General features: G+C 63.2%; 12 protein-coding genes. 5 read left to right on the forward strand and 7 right to left on the reverse strand.

The genetic code is table 11. From position 1 onward, the window contains the following. The first annotated feature begins 18 nt into the window (after positions 1–18). Together HMPREF9710_RS20430 and HMPREF9710_RS20435 are read left to right on the forward strand one after the other, a co-directional pair. Entirely contained in the window at positions 19–3,039 is a 3,021-nt protein-coding gene (locus tag HMPREF9710_RS20430; protein WP_005669536.1) for a phospholipase D-like domain-containing protein, read from the forward strand. A 1-nt stretch (position 3,040) separates the two neighbouring features. Beyond that, on the forward strand, positions 3,041–4,477 hold the full coding sequence (locus tag HMPREF9710_RS20435; RefSeq protein WP_157225685.1) for a T6SS immunity protein Tli4 family protein: 1,437 nt from the start codon (positions 3,041–3,043) through the stop codon (positions 4,475–4,477). A 47-nt stretch (positions 4,478–4,524) separates the two neighbouring features. Here HMPREF9710_RS20435 and HMPREF9710_RS20440 read toward each other — a convergent pair whose 3' ends face one another. The 7 genes from HMPREF9710_RS20440 to HMPREF9710_RS20470 all read right to left on the reverse strand — a co-directional run bounded on the left by HMPREF9710_RS20440 (position 4,525) and on the right by HMPREF9710_RS20470 (position 12,736). Further along, positions 4,525–5,622 (reverse strand): branched-chain amino acid ABC transporter permease, encoded by a 1,098-nt coding sequence (locus tag HMPREF9710_RS20440; protein ID WP_005669538.1) that lies wholly within the window; start codon positions 5,620–5,622, stop codon positions 4,525–4,527. A gap of 4 nt (positions 5,623–5,626) precedes the next feature. Then, positions 5,627–6,661 (reverse strand): branched-chain amino acid ABC transporter permease, encoded by a 1,035-nt coding sequence (locus HMPREF9710_RS20445; protein ID WP_005669539.1) that lies wholly within the window; start codon positions 6,659–6,661, stop codon positions 5,627–5,629. An 8-nt stretch (positions 6,662–6,669) separates the two neighbouring features. Next, positions 6,670–7,416 carry an ABC transporter ATP-binding protein gene (locus tag HMPREF9710_RS20450; protein ID WP_040777656.1) on the reverse strand — a complete coding sequence of 249 codons (747 nt, stop codon included), beginning with the start codon at positions 7,414–7,416 and terminating at the stop codon, positions 6,670–6,672. After that, positions 7,403–8,200: an ABC transporter ATP-binding protein gene (locus HMPREF9710_RS20455; RefSeq protein WP_005669542.1), complete on the reverse strand. Its 798-nt coding sequence runs from the start codon at positions 8,198–8,200 to the stop codon at positions 7,403–7,405. Before HMPREF9710_RS20455 ends, HMPREF9710_RS20450 begins: the two co-directional genes overlap by 14 nt. A gap of 1 nt (position 8,201) precedes the next feature. Continuing rightward, positions 8,202–9,401: a substrate-binding domain-containing protein gene (locus HMPREF9710_RS20460; protein ID WP_005669543.1), complete on the reverse strand. Its 1,200-nt coding sequence runs from the start codon at positions 9,399–9,401 to the stop codon at positions 8,202–8,204. A 20-nt stretch (positions 9,402–9,421) separates the two neighbouring features. Next, on the reverse strand, positions 9,422–10,294 hold the full coding sequence (locus HMPREF9710_RS20465) for an alpha/beta fold hydrolase (protein WP_005669544.1): 873 nt from the start codon (positions 10,292–10,294) through the stop codon (positions 9,422–9,424). A 177-nt stretch (positions 10,295–10,471) separates the two neighbouring features. Continuing rightward, on the reverse strand, positions 10,472–12,736 hold the full coding sequence (locus HMPREF9710_RS20470; RefSeq protein WP_229409894.1) for a TonB-dependent receptor: 2,265 nt from the start codon (positions 12,734–12,736) through the stop codon (positions 10,472–10,474). 304 nt (positions 12,737–13,040) lie between these two features. Here HMPREF9710_RS20470 and HMPREF9710_RS20475 point away from each other — a divergent pair, with 304 nt between their 5' ends. From HMPREF9710_RS20475 to HMPREF9710_RS20485, 3 genes are all read left to right on the forward strand, one after another. After that, the gene (locus HMPREF9710_RS20475) at positions 13,041–13,967 is read left to right on the forward strand and encodes a LysR family transcriptional regulator (RefSeq protein ID WP_005669546.1); all 927 of its coding nucleotides are present in this window, start codon (positions 13,041–13,043) and stop codon (positions 13,965–13,967) included. 54 nt (positions 13,968–14,021) lie between these two features. Then, positions 14,022–14,936 carry a LysR family transcriptional regulator gene (locus HMPREF9710_RS20480; RefSeq protein ID WP_005669548.1) on the forward strand — a complete coding sequence of 305 codons (915 nt, stop codon included), beginning with the start codon at positions 14,022–14,024 and terminating at the stop codon, positions 14,934–14,936. A 242-nt stretch (positions 14,937–15,178) separates the two neighbouring features. Continuing rightward, a complete protein-coding gene (locus HMPREF9710_RS20485) occupies positions 15,179–16,603 on the forward strand; it encodes an SLC13 family permease (RefSeq protein ID WP_005669549.1) in 1,425 nt (474 codons plus the stop codon). Positions 16,604–16,631 lie beyond the last annotated feature (28 nt).

Raw genomic sequence — 16,631 nt, forward strand, 5'->3', positions numbered from 1 at the left:
AATTGGAGCGGATTGGCGATGAGCAACAAGCACATATCGCAGTTGGTTTCTCGCGATGGTAAAGCGATTGCTGCGGCGACCTCTGTCCCCGGGTGCTTCATCTCGGACGGCGTACCGGTTGAAAAGCATCCGGGGCTGTCCTGGGGAAGCGTGTTTTCCGAGCCGTCGCATGGAAACAAGGTGGATTTCTATGTCACCGGCGAAGAGTATTTCAATGCCGTCGCCGCGGCGATCGCAGGCGCGAGGAAGTCGATCTATATTGCTGGCTGGCAGGTGAACTTCGATGTCGAGCTGGCTGGCGGGAAGACGCTGTTTCAATGCCTGGAGAAGGCGATCGATTCGAATCCTGCGCTGCGCGTGTATGTGATGCCGTGGCTGTCGCCGAAGGTTGGTGTCGATACCGGCGACTTCGAGACGATGCTGGTGGTCTTCCAGCTCAACGCGGGACTGCCGCCGCCGGCGCGTGCCTTTGCCCTGCCTGCGATCGCGCAGAGCGATATGTCTGGTGGCCTCGGCATCGGTTTCTCGCACCATCAAAAGCTCGTGGTCATCGACGAGCAGCGGGCGTTTGTCGGAGGTATCGATCTGGCATACGGAAGGCGCGACGATGGGCGTTTCTCGCTCGCCGCGGAGGGACGGACCGGGAGCGAGTTGTATAACCCCTGTATTCCGCCAATTCATACGCTGTCGAAGGTGGAGCAAACGAAATACCTGACGCGCGCCGAACTGTTCTGCGCCTGTTTTCACGGGAGAGTAGGCGGCACCGGCACCTTCATCACGTCGGCCCCCGCGAAACCGCTCGCCATGGCGCAGGATGCGATCGGTTCGGTCGGCGATACGCTGGCGCGGACCCACAAGGTGGTCAGCGACTGGTGGGCAACAGGCGATTTGATGCCAGAGTTCGTGCGCAAGCTCCAGGATGTTCCCGTGGACGCGGCCCAGGACGCCGCGCGCTGGGCTTATCGGCGCCTGGACCAGGAACTGAATGGCAAGCTCGAGTGGCTGCGGGAAACCGGCGGGGCGCATGCGGCAAATGCGCCAGCGGTGCTGCTGGCGTGGCTGAACAACGCGAGTCTGGACCAGTTACCGGCGGGACTGTGGAAAGGCAGCGTCGAGCTCATCGAGGCGTTCACGATCGCGACGCTTACGCACCTGAGCAACCTTGCCGACACTTCCAAAGGGCGGTACACCAACCTGAAAACGTTGGGCAAGGTGGTTCCTGCCAGCGGAAAGACGCTCTCGTCCGGGCAGCCGCGCATGCCCTGGCACGATGTCCATTCGTCGATCAGTGGTCCGGCGGTCAGCGACCTGGCCAGGAATTTCGTGCAGCGCTGGAACGGCATCGCATGCCGTTATGAACGATCGCACGCGGCTGTTTCCCGGGATGTCAGTGCGTTGTTTGCTGTATTCGGGTTGAAGCCGTCGGCACGTATTCGCATACCGCGGCTACCCGCGCCGCCGCCCAGGACGGCGCAGCCCAGACCGGGGAAGAGCTGGGTGCAGGTGTTGCGTAGTGCGCCGGTGGCGATGCTGCGTGATGAGTCGAATGCGGCGCCATCGGGGGCCGCAAAAAAACACCATGGACATGCGCAGAATGATTGTCTGAAGGCGATGCTGACTGCAATTCATGGTGCGCAGAAGTTCATTTATATAGAAGGGCAGTTCTTCCAATCGGCTTATGGGGTTGATCAGCTAATCGGCGAAAAAGATAAAAAGAATTCGCCAATGGCCACGCTGACCGATGTTACAGCCTTGGCAGACTATGAGAAATATGCAAAGCGCCTGGAAATCCACGAGGTCGCGCCTGGTGATATACCAGCTGCAATACGCTGGTCGCAGATCGATGCCGTGATGAAGGATGGGAATGGGAAGGGAGCGGCTTTTCTAAGAGATTTGAAGGCGGTGCTAAAAAATATCGCTGCAATAAAAGCAACACAATCAATAGGGTCATCGCAGAAAGCAGTCTTGAATCCGATCGGTGAAGCGCTGGCTTGTCGAATAGAGAATGCGATCTATGACGGGCGCCCATTCCATGTGTATATGGTACTTCCTTTTCACCCTGAGGGCACATTGGATACCCTGAATATCATGACGCAGGTACATTTGACCATGCAGTCGATTGTCGCGGGAAGTCACAGTCTGGTGAATAGGATTCGACGTGCAGTAATTGGAGCTATGTTGTGCAAAGAAAGGAAAATTAGCAGAAAAGATGCGGTCGCGGAGGTTGAAAAATATGAAATTGATAATGTTATAGATGCTGCTAAAGAATCCTGGAGACCTTATTTGACCATGCTGAATCTTCGAAGCTGGCAAAGTTTAGGGCAACGGCCCGTAACGGAACAGATTTACGTGCATTCTAAGTTGCTGATTGTCGACGACAGGGTGGCAGTTCTGGGGAGTGCCAATATTAATGATCGTAGTCAACTTGGAGACAGGGATTCGGAACTCGCAGTCATCCTGCGTGATGATGAGCAGGTGAAGATCAGCTTGGACGGTGTGCATCAAGATCTGGTAAGTGCCAATGTTCATAGGCTGAGAGTGCAGTTGTGGAGGAAGCTGTTTGGTTTCATGGCTGGGAGCCAACCTGCACGCGACCTGGAGAACGTTATTGATAAGCCCGCTGCCATGGAGAGTTGGAAGGCTGTCCAACATGTCTCATATGCTAACGCTTTAGCATATAAAAAAGCATTTCCCTTTCTGCCGCACGTGGATGGGGGATCCAGTTCGATTTGGTCGACATGGAATAGGTCTACGCGAAGGTTAGACGCGCATATGCCATTTAATGAGCGCTTCTGGAGGCTGGATAATGTGATGGATAAGCCTTCGTCATGGAATGCAAAATCGCGAACTATCGAGACGGATCCTATAGGCGTCAAAGGATTTATCGTTGCATTGCCAATGTCTTGGACGGATTCTGAGAGTAATTCGTCAGGTATGAATTTGACTATCCTTGCTGATGAGAGAAGGTCTGAAGATGATGGACATGCATTTGCTGGAATAGGTGAGGCTGAAAATGCGAAACTTGAAAAATGGAGTTAGGATGGATCAGATGGGCGTTCTTATTGTTCGTGCGCCCAGGGCATGGCTTCGCAAGGAGCATTTTTTCCTGTTCTGGTCGAATAGCGTCGCGGTTTCGCTGGTGATTGCCCTGACGTCTGCCTGCGATGCAAAGTCGAATCAGACGCCACCAATGCAAGTCGATGGCGAAGATGCAGTGCCATCTCGAATACCTGATGCTAAAAGAGTGCTAGAAGTTACTGCGCCGAATTATCGGCCCGTCGCTGGTCTTGAATCAGAATGCTTGGGTCGTCTCGTATTCGAGGTGAAAAACAAAATCGAGTGGCCAGTATACTATAACGTTCCGCATGGTAGCGGATTTTGGGGGAGGTCATTTAGTAATAATGTTCGCAGTTCTGGCGATACATTGCGTTTCGGTAATACGTATATTGCCGTGATTGGGTCGGTGAGTGGGAGCAGTAAAGAGAAAATATTTGATATAACCCCGCCAGCACGAGAAGCGAATTTAAGGGAATTGATAGAAAGATCGCGCAGATATATCGATGAGCAGAGGCGGGAGAACAAAGATGCTGAAAGCTTGCGTAGAGAGGTGAAACAACGGGAAGAATTTATTCAGATGTGGCAAAAGTCCATTGAGGAGATGCGCGAGAAATTTGAACCGTTCGACCCGGGCGTACCCGCCAGCTACGGCTATTGGACCAGCACGCTCGAAGGGGGTATTTATATGACCAAATATTCGAATTATCGCGCCTACCTGACGCGGGGAGACTACATATACATATTCGAATCAACGGTCAAGATGGATACGCCAGCCGCCAAGGAAGCTCACAGGCGTGATTTCTCCGCCATGCTCAAGTCATTCAGGCCACGTGCCTTGCACGAGATTCCGACCGAACCAGGCGTATGTATCCCCTATGGCTTCATTCCAGACGACGGCAGGACCGTCGTCGAATTCAAGCAGTCCTTGCGTTTCCCCGACGCTCCAGGCGTGCTCTACACCATTGAAACAGGCACCGTGCACCCTCGCCGATCGAAAGCGCCGCTGCTACACGCGTTGGCACATGCGAGCATCAACCCACCGCCGCAAATGCGGGAGGATGAAGCCAGGCCGGTGGTCATCAAGCGCATCGGCCCCCAGTCCGTAAAAATGGGAGGACTCAGCGCATCGCAAGGCGGCGTCGTCCTGCAAGCCGGATTGGAGGGCCAGAAATACGACATCTACAATGTCTTCACAGGTTATGGAGGCTGGCTGGGCACTTACGTCTTGCCCTACATTCTCGTCGAAATGCATACCGTGAACAGGGCGGTCGCCACCGAGATCACGCAGCATCCACCGCCTTTTGAACAAAGCAAGCAACGACTGGACACCCTGCTGGGCGGCATGCGTTGGCGCCCCACGAGTCCACCGATGGCTGAATTTTCGAGCGCAAGTGATCCACCACGCCCGAACCGCGACTGACGCCGGCGCGATATCTCTGCGACAGGAAAAAGACCTCCGAAGAGGTCTCAAGACACGGGAGATACCATCTTGCGCCGCGCCAGCCACGCCCGCACGCGCAGCTTGCCGACGATCCCGATCGGGAAGAAGTAGATCGACAGGATGAACAGCACGCCCAGCCACAGCAGCCAGCGGTCAGGATGCAGGGCGGCGGCCAGCAGCGGCACGCCTTCGAGCGCCGTCGAGCCGTGCGCCATCAGTTCCTTCAGGTAGTTCTGGGCCAGGATGAACAGGGTGGCGCCGATCACCGCGCCATACATGGTGCCCATGCCGCCGATGACGACGATCAGCAGGATGTCGGTCATCACTTCGAAGCCGAGCGAAGTCTTGGGCCCCACGTAGCGCAGCCACAGCGCCATCAGGGCGCCGGCCAGCGCCGCCACCAGCGCGGCCAGGCAGTTGGCCCAGATGCGGTAGACCATGGTGCGGTAGCCGAGCGCCTCGGCGCGGAACTCGTTCTCGCGGATCGCCTGCAGCACGCGGCCGAACGGCGAGTTCACCAGCCGCAGCAGGAACAGGAACAGCAGCACGCTGCCGGCGAACACCAGGTAATAGGTGATCACCTTGCCGTCGACGTAGCGGCCGAAGACCTCGTTCTCGAACAGCAGGTAGCTGGGCGACAGCAGCTCCGGCACGCTGAAGGTCACGCCATCTTCGCCCCCGGTCAGGTCGGACAGCTGCGAGGCCAGCACCGCAAACGAAGATGCAACGGCCAGCGTGATCATGGCGTAGAAGATGGCGCGCACGCGCAGCGCGAACAGGCCGACCACCAGGGCCAGGGCCAGCGCCAGCAGCAGCGCCAGCACCAGGCCCGTCACCATGACGCCCCAGGTGGGTTCGTTGACGCGTGCCAGGGCCAGGCCGATGCCGTAGGCGCCGATGCCATAGAACATGGTGTGGGCAAACGAGACGATGCCGGTATACCCCAGCAGCAGGTCGTAGGACGCCACCAGCACGATGTAGACGCAGATCGTGGCCGCCGTATTGAGGGGGCGCGCGCCGGAAAACAGGAAAGGCGCGAGCAGCAGTCCCAGCACGATCGCGAGCAGCACCGCGGTCAGGATGCGGCTGCGCGGCAGGTCGCCGGAAAGAAGTCGATGCAGCATTGGCTCAGCTCCGCGAAGTCGAATACAGGCCGGCCGGGCGCCACAGCAGGACCGAGATCATCAGGATGATGCTCGACACCAGCGCGATCTTCGGCGCCAGGAAGCCGGCATAGTTGGCCACCAGCGCCATCAAGAGGGCGCCGATGAAGCAGCCGCCCACCGAACCCAGGCCGCCGATGATGATGACGATGAAGATCATCACCATGATCTCGCTGCCCATCGCGGCGGTAAGGGTTTCCTTGTACAGGCCCCACATCACGCCGCCCAGGCCGGCCAGCGCCGAGCCAGCCGCGAACACGGCCACGAACAGGCGCCGGATGCGGTAGCCGAGCGCCTCGACCATCTCGCCGTTCTCGACCCCGGCGCGCACCAGCAGGCCGACCTTGGTACGATTGAGCACCAGGAACATCGCAATGAACACCACCAGTCCGACCACCACCGCGACCAGGCGATACTTTTCCACCGCCGCGTCGCCCAACAGGATCGCGCCGCGCAACGCGGTCGGCAGCGGCAGGGCGATCGTCTCGGCGCCCCAGATCACGTGGATCAGCTGTTCGGCCACGATCATGCCGCCCATCGTGATCAGGATCTGCTTGAGGTGCTGGCCATAGACCGGCTTGACGATGATGCGCTCGAAGGCCCAGCCCAAGAGGCCGGTGACGACCATCGCCAGCGTGACGGCCAGGGCCAGCACGCCCAGGTTGATCAATAGCGAGTCCATCTCGAGCCAGCCGCGCATCGGCAGCAGGACCAGTGTGGCGGAAAACGCCCCGACGGCGACGAAGGCGCCGTGGCCGAAGTTCAGCACGCTCATCAGGCCGAACACGAGGGTCAGGCCGCTGGCCATGATGAAGATCATCATGCCCATCGCCAGGCCGGCAACGGTGAGGGTGAGCCAAGTGGGGAAGCTGCCGACCAGCGGCAGCATGGCCAGCATCAGGGCCGGCACCAGCAGCAGCGGCGCGATGTCGCGCTTCGCTGCCGGGAGAGGCGCATCGGCGGGTGCGTCGGTCTTGGAAACAGGAAGGATTGCACTCATGTCGTATCCTATTGGTGGGAGTCGAGCGACAGCCCGAGCAGGCGCTGCTGCAGCGCGGTGTCGCCGGCCAGCGCCGCCATCTTGCCGGCATGGGCCACGCGGCCGTCGTCCATCACGCTGACGCTGTCGCCCAGCGAGCGCACGAAGTTGAAGTTCTGCTCGACCAGCAGGATCGTGGTCTCGCGCTCCTTGAGTTCGCGAAAGGCGGCGATCAGGCTTTGCACGATGCTCGGCGCCAGGCCCTTGGTCGGTTCGTCGACCAGCAGCAGCTTGCGTGGTTCGGCGATCGCGCGCGCGATCGCCACCATCTGCTTCTGGCCGCCCGACAGGTTGCCGGCCGGCTGGTTCCAGAACTTGCGCAAGGCCGGGAAGAAGCCGCAGATCCAGTCGACGCGGGCCGCGTCCAGCGGGCCGTTGCGGGCGGCCAGCACCATGTTTTCGCGCACCGTCAGTTCGGAAAATACGGCCATGTTCTCGGGCACGTAGGCGATGCCGGCGCGGGCGATGTCGGGCGTGGCCAGTTGGGTGATGTCGCGGCCGTCGAAGTGGATGCTGCCGGCGCTGGCACGCCAACAGCCCATGATGGTGCGCAGGGTGGTGGTCTTGCCGGCGCCATTGCGGCCCAGCAGCACGGCCAGTTCGCCGCGCGGCACCGCCAGGTCGACGCCCTGCAGGATGTGGTACTGGCCGATGTGGGTGTGCACGCCGGACAGCCGCAGCAGGCAAGCGTCGTGCGCCGGATCAGGCGTGAGCATGTTCGGGTTCGGGTGTTCCAAGATAGGCTTCCTGTACGATCTTCGATTCCATCACTTCGCGCGGATCGCCGTCCGCCACGAGCGTGCCGTTGTGCAGCACGACGATGCGGTCGGCCAGCTGGCGCACCACGTCCATCTTGTGCTCGACCAGCAGCACGGTCTTGTCGCGTTCCTGCTTCACCTGGCGGATCAGGTCGAGCACCACGGGCACCTCGTCCACGCTCATGCCGGCCGTGGGTTCGTCGAACATCATCACCGAGGGTTCGAGCGCCAGCAGGATCGCCACTTCGAGCTTGCGCTGGTCGCCGTGCGACAGGGCGCCGACGAACATGTCGCGCCGGGGCATGAGGGCGACCCGCTCCAGGTAGTGTTCGGCGCGCGCGATCAGCTCCTTGTGGCTCGACCAGATCGAGAAGAAGTTCAGGCCCATGCCGGCGCGGCTCTGCACCGCCAGGCGCACGTTCTCGACCACGGTCAGGTGCGGGAACAGGTTGGTCAGCTGGAAGGCGCGGCCGATGCCCAAGCGGGTACGGCGCGCCGCGCCGTCGCGCGTCACGTCGCGCCCGTGCAGCGCGACCGTGCCCCCGGTCGCCGCCAGCTGGCCCGAGACCAGGTTGAAATACGTGGTCTTGCCGGCGCCGTTGGGGCCGACGATCACGGTCAGGGTGCCGGGGTAGAAGTCCGCCGTCACCGCGTTCACCGCGACGTGGCCGCCGAAGCGGACGGTCAGGTCGCGCGTCGACAGCGCCGGCCGGCGCGGGTCAGGAACAGGGGGCGCCGTCATGTCAGCGCTTGTTCTTCACCGGCAGCGGCAGTTCGCTGGCCGGGATTTCGCGCACCAGTTCCAGCAAGTCCCATTCGTTCTTCTGGTCCTTCTTGATGCGGAAGTGGTACATCGGCTGGATCGCCTGGTGGTCTTCCTTGCGGAAGGTCATCGTGCCTTTCGGGGTCTCGAAGCTCATGCCTTCCATCGCCGCCACCATCTTGTCGCCATTGCCGTCCGGGACCTTGGTCAGCGCCGCCACCACCGCGCCCGCCGCCGCCATGCCCCCGGCCGTGAACATGTCGGGCGGGGCCTTGAAGCGCTTCAGGTGTTCGGCGACGAACCAGTCGTTCATCTTGTTCTTCGGGAAGCCGTAGTAATAATAGATCGTGCCTTCGGTGCCGGCGAAGTTCTTCCAGGTCTTCATCACCGGCAGGATGTTGCCGCCGGGGGAAAGCACGATGCCATGGCGTTCCGGCTTGAGGTCGGCGATCTTGTTCATCGGATTGGGGCCGGCCCAGACGATCTGCAGGATGCGTGGCTGCGGCTTGTCCTTCAAGGCGTCGAACAGGCGCGTAGAGGCGGCGGTGAAGTCGGTCGTCGCCAGCGGCGCGTATTCTTCGTGGATCACCCTGGCCTTGCTGCCGGTGGCGGCCAGCGCTTCCTTGCCGGCCTTGATCGCATCGCGCCCGAAGGCGTAGTCCTGGGTCAGGAAGCCGACGCTGCCGCCCTTGAGCGTGCTGGCGGCGGCCAATGCATCCTGCATCGAGCTGCGCGCGGTGCGGAAGATGTACTTGTTCCACTTGTCGCCGGTGATGGCGTCGGCCACCGCCGGTTCGATGATCAGGACTTTCTTGTATTCCTTGGCCACCGGCAGCATGGCCAGCGCCGAGCCGGACGAAGTGGTGCCGACGGCGATGTCGACCCGGTCGTCGCCATAGGCCTCGGCCAGCAGGGTGCGTCCGAGATCCGGTTTGCTCTGGTCGTCCTTGACGATCACCTTGATCTTGCGGCCATTGATCGTCATGGTGCCGCCGGTCAGGTATTCGAGGCCGAGCATGAAGCCGGCCTCGGTCTCGCGCGCATAGGATTCCATGATGCCGGTCTTGCCGGCGATGAGGGCGACCTTGAATTCCTTGCCTTGCGCCAGCGCGCCAGGGGCGGCGCCGGCCGCGAAGGCGAGGGCCAGGGAGAGTGCGAGGGGTTTGATCAGGTGCTGCATCGTGTGTCTCCTTGTTTTAATTAAGGGACCCGCGCCAGGAAAGCGCCGATCGCCTCGAAGGCTTCCGGTTCGGTGAGCATCGGCGCATGGCCGACGTTCGGCACTTCGGTATAGGCCAGGCTGGGGGCCGCCTTGCGCATCCAGGCCGCCTGCTCGAGCTCGACCAGGTCGGACAATTCGCCCCGGATCATCAGGGTGGGGCGATGCCGCGTCAGGCGCCGGAAAGCCATGCGCAAGGCCAGCGAGGTTGGAGGAAGTCTACCGTTTTGCAGGCTGTGGGCGATACCGGGATCGTAGCGGGCGCACAACAGGCCGTCGTCGCGCTGTTCGAAGGCGCGCTGGGCCCACTTGTTCCATTCGGTGTCCGGATTGGCGGGGAAGGCGCAGGCATTGATGTCGCGGACGTAGCAGGTGGCCTCGTCCCAGTTGGCGAACGTGGCCGGCTTGCCGACGTAGCCGGCGATGCGCTCCAGGCCGCGCGGGGACAGCACCGGGCCAATGTCGTTCAGCACCGCGCCGGCCACCAGGTCGAGGCGCTGCGCGGCCAGGGTCATCGTGATCAGGCCGCCCATCGAGGTGCCGATGAAGACGGCGCGCGCGATGCCCAGCGCATGCATCAGGGCCACCACGTCGGCGGCGTACACCAGCGGCGTGTAGTTGGCCGGGTTCGGGTCGCGCGCCGAGTGGCCGCGGCCGCGCACGTCGACCGCCAGCACGCGGCGTCCGAGTCCGGCCACCTGCGGGGCCAGTTCGTCGAAGTCGAGCGAGTTGCGGGTGAGGCCGTGGATGCAGATCACGGGCAGGCGGGCCGGGCCGCCTGCGCCGTGGTAATCGCGTGCGTAGAGGGCGAGGCCGTCGCTGCTGGTGTAGGTGATGGGGGAGCTGGTTGGCACGCGGCGGTTCCTGTTCAGTGTTCGATTTTTTTGACGTTTGCGACGCTGGTGAAGAACTGGGGTCCCCGCCTGCGCGGGGATGACGTGCGGCTTCGATGCCGCCGCTGGTTTTTCGGGTGGCTTCGTTTGCTGCAGCGGGCCTTTCGGGTGGCTTCGCTCGCTGCAGCGGGTTTGCTCTTAAAAGCGCAGCTCCAGCGTCGCCGACACCGTGCGCGGGTTGCCGTAGAAGGCGGTGACCGTGCCTTCGTTGCCCAGGGTCGGGAACAGGTAGCCGGCGGTCTTGTAGTGCTCGTCGCCCAGGTTCTTGCCATGCAGGCCGGCGCGCACCTTGCCGTCCTGACGGGTCCAGACGATCGACGCATCCCAGATCCGGTACGACTCCTGGTCGAGGATCGACGGCGTCTCGAACTGGGCGGTGGCGCCCTTGTACGAATAGCTGCCGATCAGCGAGATGCGGCCGTTGTGGCCCATGAGCGGCAGCGGAATGTCGTAGTTGGCGCGCAGGTTGGCCGAGTTCTTCGGCGTGTTCTGGAAGATGCGCTGGTCGGCCACGTTCACGCCCGCCACGATGTATTCCTTGTACTTGGCGTCGATGTAGCTGACCATGCCCGCGATCATGAAGTTGGGCGTGATGTTGGCGATCGCTTCCAGCTCGGCGCCCTTGATCTCGGCCTTGCCGGCATTGGTCGTCACGCCGGCGAAGCTGTCGTCGCGGCCGTCGCCGTTGGTGTCGACCGCGATCGAGCCGGGAATCTGCACGTCCTGGTAGTCGCTGTAGAACAGCGCGGCGTTGGTGGTGATGCGTCCGCCGTTGAAGGCCGACTTGAGACCCAGCTCATAGGTCTCGATGGTTTCGGGCGCATAGCCGGCGCGGGCGACGTCGAGCGGAATGCGGGTGCCGACCACGTTCAGGCGCGGATCGAAGCCGCCGCCCTTGAAGCCTTCGGAATACGAGGCGTAGACGTTGTGGTCGGGGTTCATCTTCCAGTTGACGGCCACGCGCGGGGTGAATTTCTTGTCTTCGCGCTCCAGCAGGCCATTGCGCAGGTCGGTGTCGGTGCGGAACAGGAGCGCGCCCGGGTTGCCCATCTGGGGCGAGCCGGCCAGGCCGAAGTAGATCTGGCGCAGCACGTCGGCTTCGCGCTTGTCGACCGTGTAGCGCCCGCCCAGCGACAGGCTCAGGGTGTCGGTGAGGTTGTAGCTGCCGTCGAAGTAGGCGGCCCAGGCCTTGGTGTCGATGTCGCCCATGGTATAGGTGGACGTCGGCACGGCGCCGGCCAGGATGGTGTCGAACTCGTTGAAGGCATTGGCGTCCATGTAGTAGACGCCGGCCACGCCCTGCAGGCGCGGGCCGTTGTAGGTCACCTGCAGCTCCTGGCTGAACTGGCGGTTGGTGTACAGCGCCGGCACCTCCATGTCCACAACGGGCAGGGCGTCGAAGTCGATCGGCGCCCACGACTTGTCTTCGCGCGCGGCGGTGATCGACTTCACGCTCCATTCGTCGTTGACGTGGTATTCGATGGTGGCCGAGCCGCCGTAGGCGCGCACTTCCTGGTCGCGGCCCAGCGCCTTGGTGAGGTTGGCGCGCGTGTCGAACACGTCCGGCAGGATCGGCGCCCCGCTGGTGCGGCCCACGATCAGGCGATGGCCGTTCTTGGGATTGGAGTCGTCCTGCGTGAAGTCGCCGGCCAGGCGGATGAACAGGTCCTGGCTGGGCGTGAACTCGGCCGAGACGCGGCCGGCGGTGACGTCCTTGTCGTAGTTGCCCTTGCCGGTAAACAGGTTGTCGCCGAAGCCGTCGCGCTTGAAGCGGGCGACGGTGGCGCCCAGGCGGGCGGTGTCGGTGAGCGGGGTGCTGGCGGTGACCACGGCTTCTTTCTGGCCGTACTCGCCGACGGTGGCGCGCACGCGCACGTCGCGCTGCGGCCCGAGCTTGCGGGTCACGTACTTGACGGCGCCGCCGATGGTGTTGCGGCCGTACAGCGTGCCCTGCGGGCCGCGCAGCACCTCGATGCGCTCGACGTCGTAGATGTCGGCCACCGCGGCCTGCGGGCGGGCCAGGTAGATGTCGTCGATATAGATGCCGACGCCGGATTCGAAGCCGGCCAGCGGATCGGCCTGGCCGACGCCGCGGATGAAGGCGGTGAGCGTGGTGTTGGTGGCGCGCGACGCCTTGAGGGTGGTGTTCGGCAGCGCCAGGGCCAGGGCGGTCACGTCGGGCACGGCCTGCTTGGACAGCTGGTCGGCGCTGAATGCGGTGACCGAGACCGGGACGTCCTGCAGGGTCTCCTCGCGCCGGCGCGCGGTGACCACCACTTTCGAGACGTTTTCCTCGGTTGGCGAAGCGGCCGGCGTGCCGGCCGCATCCTGGGCCTGTGCCACGCCCATCGATCCGCCGGACAGCACCAGCAGGGCGGCGGCGGACTGATTCAGCAGCTTCATCTTGTTCCTGGTCAGACGCATTCTAGTCTCCTCATTTTTGGTATGGCATGCAATCGAGCATACGTGCGATCGAGCGCATGCCAGGCAGTGTGCCAAGGTCGGGTTTGGTTGAATAGTCAACAATCGCCCACCCCGTTGTGCATGAATGCACAGCCCGCTTGCCGGCCCGCGTTGTGAGCTTTCCTAGGGACAGATGCCGCAGCGCACCATTTCTGTGCCACTGCAGACATCGTCGGTAAATTGCTTGCAGAGGGAATGTGCACGAGCGCACAATGTGTCATCTTGATATCTGACAAGCGATCTCATGAATACGCTTCCGGAGTGGACGGACTTACGATTCTTTCTCGAGCTGGCCCGCGCCGGCACCCTGTCGGGCGCCTCGCGCCGCCTCGACGTCGAGCACACGACCGTCGCGCGCCGCATCGACCGGCTCGAGACCCAGCTCGGCGCGACCCTGTTCGACCGCTCGCGCGAGGGTTATGAGCTGACCGAGGTCGGCCTGGCCCTGCTGCCGCACGCCGAGGCGATGGAAGGGGCGGCGCTGGCGGCGGCCGAGCAGATCGGCGGGGCCGAGGTGGCGGCCCACGGCGTGGTGCGGCTCGGAGTGCCCGAAGTATTCGGCGTGAAGGTCGTGGCGCCGCTATTGGTCGGCCTGCTGGACCAGCACCCGGACCTGCAGATCGACCTGCTGGCGCTGCCGCGCTTCGCCAACCTGGCCAACCGCGAGGCCGATCTCGGCGTGATGCTCGATCCGCCCACCACCGGCCGCTACGTGGTCACGCGCCTGGCCTCGTTCCACTTCTACCTGTATGCGGCCCCGAGCTACCTGGCGCGCCATCCGGCCATCCGCACCCAGGCCGACCTGGCGCGCCACGACTTCGTCGACTACGTGCAGGACCGTCTCGCCAGCCGCGAGCTGTCGTACCTGAACGAGCTGGGTTTCACGCCGCGCCGGCGCATGTGCTGCTCGGGCATGACGGCGCAGATCGAGGCGGCGTCGCTGGGCATGGGCCTCATGATGGCGCCGCCCTATGCGGTGCCGGACGATGGCCGGCTGGTGCCGGTGCTGCCGGGTTTTTCGGCCGAGCGCTCGTTCTGGCTGGCGGCGCCGACCGACCTGTATCGCCTGCGCCGCGTGAAGGTGGTGTGGGACGTGCTGCGCGAGTACGCCGACAGCTCGCCGAGCCTGTTCGTCCAGGGCGGCATGCAGCCTGCATTGGCGCCGGATTGAAGAGCGCGGTATCCTCGCAAGGTTCATTCAAGGTTCATCTTCATAAGGGCCCCCATGCGCAGCCAGATCAGCGACGACATCACCTTCCGCAAACTCGAGATCCTGCTGGCCTATATGGAAGGCGGCAACCTGAACGCCGCCGCGCGCATGCTCGACATCAGCGCGGTGAGCGTGCACCGCGCGCTGCACTCGCTCGAGGAGGGCATGAGCTGCCAGCTGTTCAGCCTGCAGGGCCGCAACCTGATCCCGAACGAGGCGGCCCAGGTGCTGGCCGATGTCAGCCGCGAAGTGGTCAAGCTGATGGCGGACGGGATCGCCGCCACGCGCTCGGCGGCCGGCTATTCGGCCGACCATCTCAGGATCGGCTCGCTGTATTCGTTGACGACGGGGGCGATCCCCGAGGTCATCATCGGCATCAAGCTGCGCAAGCAGGAGATCGAGACCGAGCTGGTGCTGGGCTCGAACGCCGAGCTGCTGCACAAGCTGAAGCAGAACGCGATCGACGCGGCGCTGATGGGGATGCCCGATCCCGATCCCGAGATCGAATCGATCCCGCTGTTCGAGGACGACGTGTTCTTCGCCGCGCCGGCCGGCTCGCCCTACGCGAAGATGAAGGAAGTCGACCTGCGCGCCTGCGCGTCCGAGAAATTCGTGTGCCTGAAGGATGGCTTCGTGACCCTCACCGGTTTCCAGGAAGCCTTCCGCATCGCCGGCTATGCGCCGACCATCGTCACCCGCGTGGGCGACATCTTCTCGCTGATGAACCTGGTGGCGGCCGGCATCGGCTACACCCTGCTGCCGGGCCGGGTGCGCAATGCCTTCGGCGACAAGGTGCAGCTGATCCCCCTGAAAGCCGACTATCACATGCAACAGACCATCGGCCTGAGCTTTTTGCGGGTGCGGGAACGCGACCCCAATCTGCTGGCGCTGGCGGCCGTGTGCCGCATGCTCAAGCACAGGAGCGCCTGATACCGCAGCGCAGCATCCGGGCCAACTTTTAGGTCGACAGTTTCGCTGACAGTAAACGTTTCCGACCGGGCGTAATTGATCTCCAGTCCAATCGCGGTTAACTTGGCAGCACAAATAGCTCACCAAGAGCCCGACTCAAGAGCGTAACTAAGAGCATGGCCCGCACGGGATCATGTACTGGAGACGTACCACCCGCGGCCACACCGGTTGGAGCCGGCGCCGCACCTCGAAGGAGCCTCGCCGTGTCCTCTCATGTCATTGCAATCTGCGTCCTGGCGCTGATGTTCATCGTCGCCACCGCCATGCCCATCAATATGGGCGTCATCGCCTTCGTCGGCGCCTTCCTGGTCGGCACCCTGATCGCCGGCATGGAAACCAAGGCCATCATGTCCGGCTACCCGGCCGAACTGTTCCTGACCCTGGTCGGCATCACCTTCCTGTTCGCCCAGGCCCAGAACAACGGCACCATCGACTGGCTGGTGCGGCTCGCGGTGCGCGCCGTCGGCGGGCGCATCGCGGCCATCCCCTGGGTCATGTTCGCGATCACCGCCTTGCTCACCTCGGTGGGCGCGGTCAGCCCGGCGGCGGTGGCGATCATCGCGCCGATCGCGCTCGGCTTCGCGGCCAAGTACAAGATCAATCCCCTCATGATGGGCCTGCTGGTGATCCACGGCGCCCAGGGCGGCGGCTTCTCGCCGATCAGCATCTACGGGGGCATCACCAACAAGGTCGTGATGGAAGCGGGGCTGCCGATCTCGCCGCTGACCACCGCCTTCACCAGCCTGGGCGTCAACCTGGCGGTGTCGGTGCTGCTGTTCTTCGCCTTCGGCGGCGCCAAGCTGATGCGCCAGCAGGTGCCGAAGGCCGAACGCTCGGGCAAGGGCCTGCCGGTCTCGCCGTTCGGTCCGCCGGTGGCGGTGGCGGCCCAGGGCCCGCAGATCTATGGCGACGCCGAGAATGAATCGGCCAGCGAGGAACGCCTGACCAAGGAACGTTCGAGCGCGGCCGTCGGCGCCGTGAGCGCCACCGGCTCGGGCAGCGCGGCCGGCCATGCCGGCGTCGACCTGAACGAAGGCCCGACCTTCCACCAGATGTTCACCGTGGTCGGCCTGATCGCGCTGGCCGTGCTGACCCTGCTGTACAAGCTCGACATCGGTTTCGTGGCCATCACCATCGGCCTGCTCATCTCGATCCTGTCGCCGCAGGTGCAGAAACGCGCCATCGGCCAGGTGTCGTGGCCGGAGATCATGCTGATCGTCGGCGTCAGCACTTATGTCGGCGTGATGCAGAAGATGGGCACCATCACCTGGGTCGGCGACAGCGCCGCCAGCCTGGCTTCGCCACTGACCGTGGCCCTGCTGCTGCTGTTCGTCGGCGCGATCGTCTCGGCCTTCGCTTCCTCGACCGCGGTGCTGGGCTCCCTGATCCCGCTGGCGGTGCCGTTCCTGGCCTCGGGCACCGGCGTCGATCCGATCGGCTTCATCGCCGCTATGGCGGTCGCCTCGACCATCGTCGACGTCAGCCCGTTCTCGACCAACGGCGCGCTGGTCCTGGCCAGCGCCCAGCACATCGACCGCGACGTCTTTCTACGGCAGCTGATGATCTATGGCGGCATCGTCACCCTGGTGGCGCCGCTCGTGCTGTGGGTGTTGTTCGTGGTGTTCTGAGGGCACACATATTTTGCAATAACAGGAA

This window comes from Massilia timonae CCUG 45783, assembly GCF_000315425.1.
Lineage (GTDB): Bacteria > Pseudomonadota > Gammaproteobacteria > Burkholderiales > Burkholderiaceae_D > Telluria > Telluria timonae.

Coding starts and splice junctions, on each gene's coding strand:
- HMPREF9710_RS20430 (WP_005669536.1), top strand. CDS start 19: ATGAGCAACAAGCACATATCGCAGTTGGTTTCTCGCGATGGTAAAGCG.
- HMPREF9710_RS20435 (WP_157225685.1), top strand. CDS start 3,041: ATGGATCAGATGGGCGTTCTTATTGTTCGTGCGCCCAGGGCATGGCTT.
- HMPREF9710_RS20440 (WP_005669538.1), bottom strand. CDS start 5,622: ATGCTGCATCGACTTCTTTCCGGCGACCTGCCGCGCAGCCGCATCCTG.
- HMPREF9710_RS20445 (WP_005669539.1), bottom strand. CDS start 6,661: ATGAGTGCAATCCTTCCTGTTTCCAAGACCGACGCACCCGCCGATGCG.
- HMPREF9710_RS20450 (WP_040777656.1), bottom strand. CDS start 7,416: ATGCTCACGCCTGATCCGGCGCACGACGCTTGCCTGCTGCGGCTGTCC.
- HMPREF9710_RS20455 (WP_005669542.1), bottom strand. CDS start 8,200: ATGACGGCGCCCCCTGTTCCTGACCCGCGCCGGCCGGCGCTGTCGACG.
- HMPREF9710_RS20460 (WP_005669543.1), bottom strand. CDS start 9,401: ATGCAGCACCTGATCAAACCCCTCGCACTCTCCCTGGCCCTCGCCTTC.
- HMPREF9710_RS20470 (WP_229409894.1), bottom strand. CDS start 12,736: ATGAAGCTGCTGAATCAGTCCGCCGCCGCCCTGCTGGTGCTGTCCGGC.
- HMPREF9710_RS20475 (WP_005669546.1), top strand. CDS start 13,041: ATGAATACGCTTCCGGAGTGGACGGACTTACGATTCTTTCTCGAGCTG.
- HMPREF9710_RS20480 (WP_005669548.1), top strand. CDS start 14,022: ATGCGCAGCCAGATCAGCGACGACATCACCTTCCGCAAACTCGAGATC.